1 protein-coding gene is annotated in these 2,812 nt (G+C 73.9%); it reads left to right on the top strand.

Features of this window, described 5'->3' with window-relative positions; translation table 11 throughout:
• The first annotated feature begins 77 nt into the window (after window positions 1-77).
• Entirely contained in the window at window positions 78-2,777 is a 2,700-nt protein-coding gene (locus ACFU99_RS39835) for an alpha/beta fold hydrolase (protein ID WP_384402489.1), read from the top strand.
• Window positions 2,778-2,812 lie beyond the last annotated feature (35 nt).

The raw sequence follows: 2,812 nt of genomic DNA, 5'->3' as shown, positions 1-2,812 counted from the left end.
GAGCGGAGAGGCCCCGCCGGTGCGCCTTCGCGCAGGTGGCACCGCAGATGGATGAGGTCTCCGTTTAGCATGCGGGCATGAAGCTGCGTTTGCCCCGACGGCGCGGGCGGCTCGTCGCCGCCATAGCCGCCGTCGCCGTGCTCGCCGGGGCCGGTACCTGGACGGCGGCCGCCTCCGGCGGCGAAGCCCCCGTACACCGCGAAGATCACGTCATGTCGCTGCCGGAGTCGCCGGGGTCCGATGCCACGGTCCGCGTCGACACGTCGTTCTTCACCTCCGGCGGTACGGAGCGCAGACCGGCCGTCCTGCTGGCGCACGGCTTCGGCGGCAGCAAGGACGATCTGCGCGGCCAGGCGGAGCACTTGGCGCGCGACGGCTACGCCGTGCTGACCTGGTCGGCGCGCGGCTTCGGCGACTCCACGGGCCGTATCGGCCTCAACGACCCGCGACACGAGGTCGCGGACGCGAGCCGGCTCATCGACTGGCTGGCGAAGCGCCCGGAGGTGCAGCTCGACAAGCCCGGCGACCCGCGGGTCGGCGTCGCGGGCGCGTCCTACGGCGGCGCGCTCTCCCTGCTCGCGGCGGGGTACGACAAGCGCGTCGACGCCATCGCCCCGCAGATCACCTACTGGAACCTCGCCGACTCCCTCTTCCCCGACGACGTCTTCAAGAAGCTCTGGGCCGGGATCTTCTTCACCACCGGCTCGACCACGACGGGCATCGGCGACGAGAAGGCCGCGCCGTCGCAGTCCTCCGGGTGCGGGCGGTTCGAGAAGGCGCTGTGCGCCATGTACGAGCGGGTCGCCGTCGCCGGGAAGCCGGACGCCCAGGCGCGCGAGCTGCTCCGGAAGCGCAGCCCGTCCGAGGTCGCCGACCGTATCAAGGTGCCCACGCTCATCACGCAGGGCCAGACCGACTCGCTCTTCCCGCTCGGCCAGGCCGACGCCATGGCCAGGGCCATCCGGGCCAACGACGCGCCCGTGGCCGTGGACTGGATCGCGGGCGGCCACGACGGCGGCGAGCGCGAGACGGGCCGGGTGGAGCGGCGCACCGAGGCGTGGTTCGACCGCTACCTCAAGGACGACAAGGGCGCGAACACCGGGCCCGCGTTCCGCGTCACGCGGACCGGCGGCGTCGACTCCACCAACGGTTCGGCGCAGTTGCGCGGCGCGAGCGGCGACCGCTATCCGGGGCTGTCGAACGACGAGCGGCCGGTGAAGCTCACCGGCGGTGAGCAGACGTTCGCCAATCCCGCCGGGGCGGGCCCGGCCGCGATCTCCTCGGTGCCGGGCATCGGCTCCATCACCCAGCTCTCCAGCCTCGGCGCGGGGCTGTCCCTCGACTTCCCCGGCCAGTACGCGCGCTTCGACTCCGCACCGCTGTCCACCGGGGTGCGCGTCACCGGGTCGCCGCGCGTGAAACTGCGCGTGAAGGCGGACGGCGGGGAGGCGGTGCTCTTCGCCAAGGTCTACGACGTCGGGCCGAACGGTCAGCAGCAGTTGCCGTCGCAGCTCGTGACGCCGGTCCGGGTCACCGGGGCGAAGAACGGCCGGACCGTCGAGGTGCGGCTGCCCGCCGTCGACCACAACTTCGCGGCCGGGCACCGGATGCGGCTGGTCCTCGCCGCCACGGACATGGGCTACGCCTCGCCGGTCGAGCCCGCCTCGTACAGCGTCTCGCTCGCCGGCGAGGGGCTGCGGGCGCCGACCGCGCCGGACGTGCGGACCGCGTCCGCCGGGCTGCCCTGGTGGACGTGGGGGCTGCCCGCCGCGGGCGCGTTCGTCGCCGTTGCCCTGCTGTTCGTCGGGCGCCGCCGCACCGCGACGCCTGCGCCGGACGCCGGGCTCGCCGACGTGCCGCTCCAGATCACGGACTTGAGCAAGCGGTACGCGAAGTCCGCCGACCGCTACGCGGTGCGGGAACTGTCCTTCCGGGTGGAGCGCGGGCAGGTGCTGGGGCTGCTCGGCCCCAACGGCGCGGGCAAGACCACCACGCTGCGGATGCTGATGGGCCTCATCCGGCCCGACGGCGGGGAGATCCGGGTCTTCGGGCACGCGATCCGGGCGGGCGCGCCGGTGCTGTCTCGGGTCGGGGCGTTCGTGGAGGGCGCGGGGTTCCTGCCGCATCTGACCGGCCGGGCCAACCTCGATCTGTACTGGCGGGCGACCGGCCGGCCCGCCGAGGACGCCCACATCGACGAGGCTCTGGAGATCGCCGGGCTGGGCTCGGCGCTGGACCGCGCGGTCCGTACGTACAGCCAGGGCATGCGGCAGCGGCTGGCCATCGCGCAGGCCATGCTCGGGCTGCCGGACCTGCTGATCCTGGACGAGCCGACGAACGGGCTGGACCCGCCGCAGATCCGCGAGATGCGCGAGGTGATGATCCGTTACGCGGCAGCCGGGCGCACCGTCATCGTCTCCAGCCATCTGCTGTCCGAGGTGGAGCAGAGCTGTACGCACCTGGTGGTGATGGACCGCGGGCGGCTGGTGCAGGCCGGGCCGGTCGCGGAGATCATCGGCTCGGGCGACACACTGCTCGTCGGCGTGGAGGGCGGGCTGTCCGAGGCCGACGCCGAGGCGGCGTGCGAGAAGGTGGCCGCGCTGCCGGGCGTGGCCTCGGCGGCGCCCGCCGAGGAGGGGCTGCTGGTGCGGCTGGAGGGCATCGGCTCGGCGGCGCTCGTCGCGGAGCTGGTCCGGCTGGAGATCCCGGTGGCGAGCGTCGGCCCGCACCGCCGCCTGGAGGACGCGTTCCTGACCCTGATCGGAGGCTCCGCGTGAGTGCCGCAGTCGATGTCACAGAGGCCGCCGAGGCC

This window comes from Streptomyces sp. NPDC057654 (assembly GCF_042800135.1).
Taxonomy (GTDB): domain Bacteria; phylum Actinomycetota; class Actinomycetes; order Streptomycetales; family Streptomycetaceae; genus Streptomyces.
The sequence above is the reverse complement of the archived record's forward strand: the minus strand, read 5'-3'. Positions and strand labels throughout refer to the sequence as shown.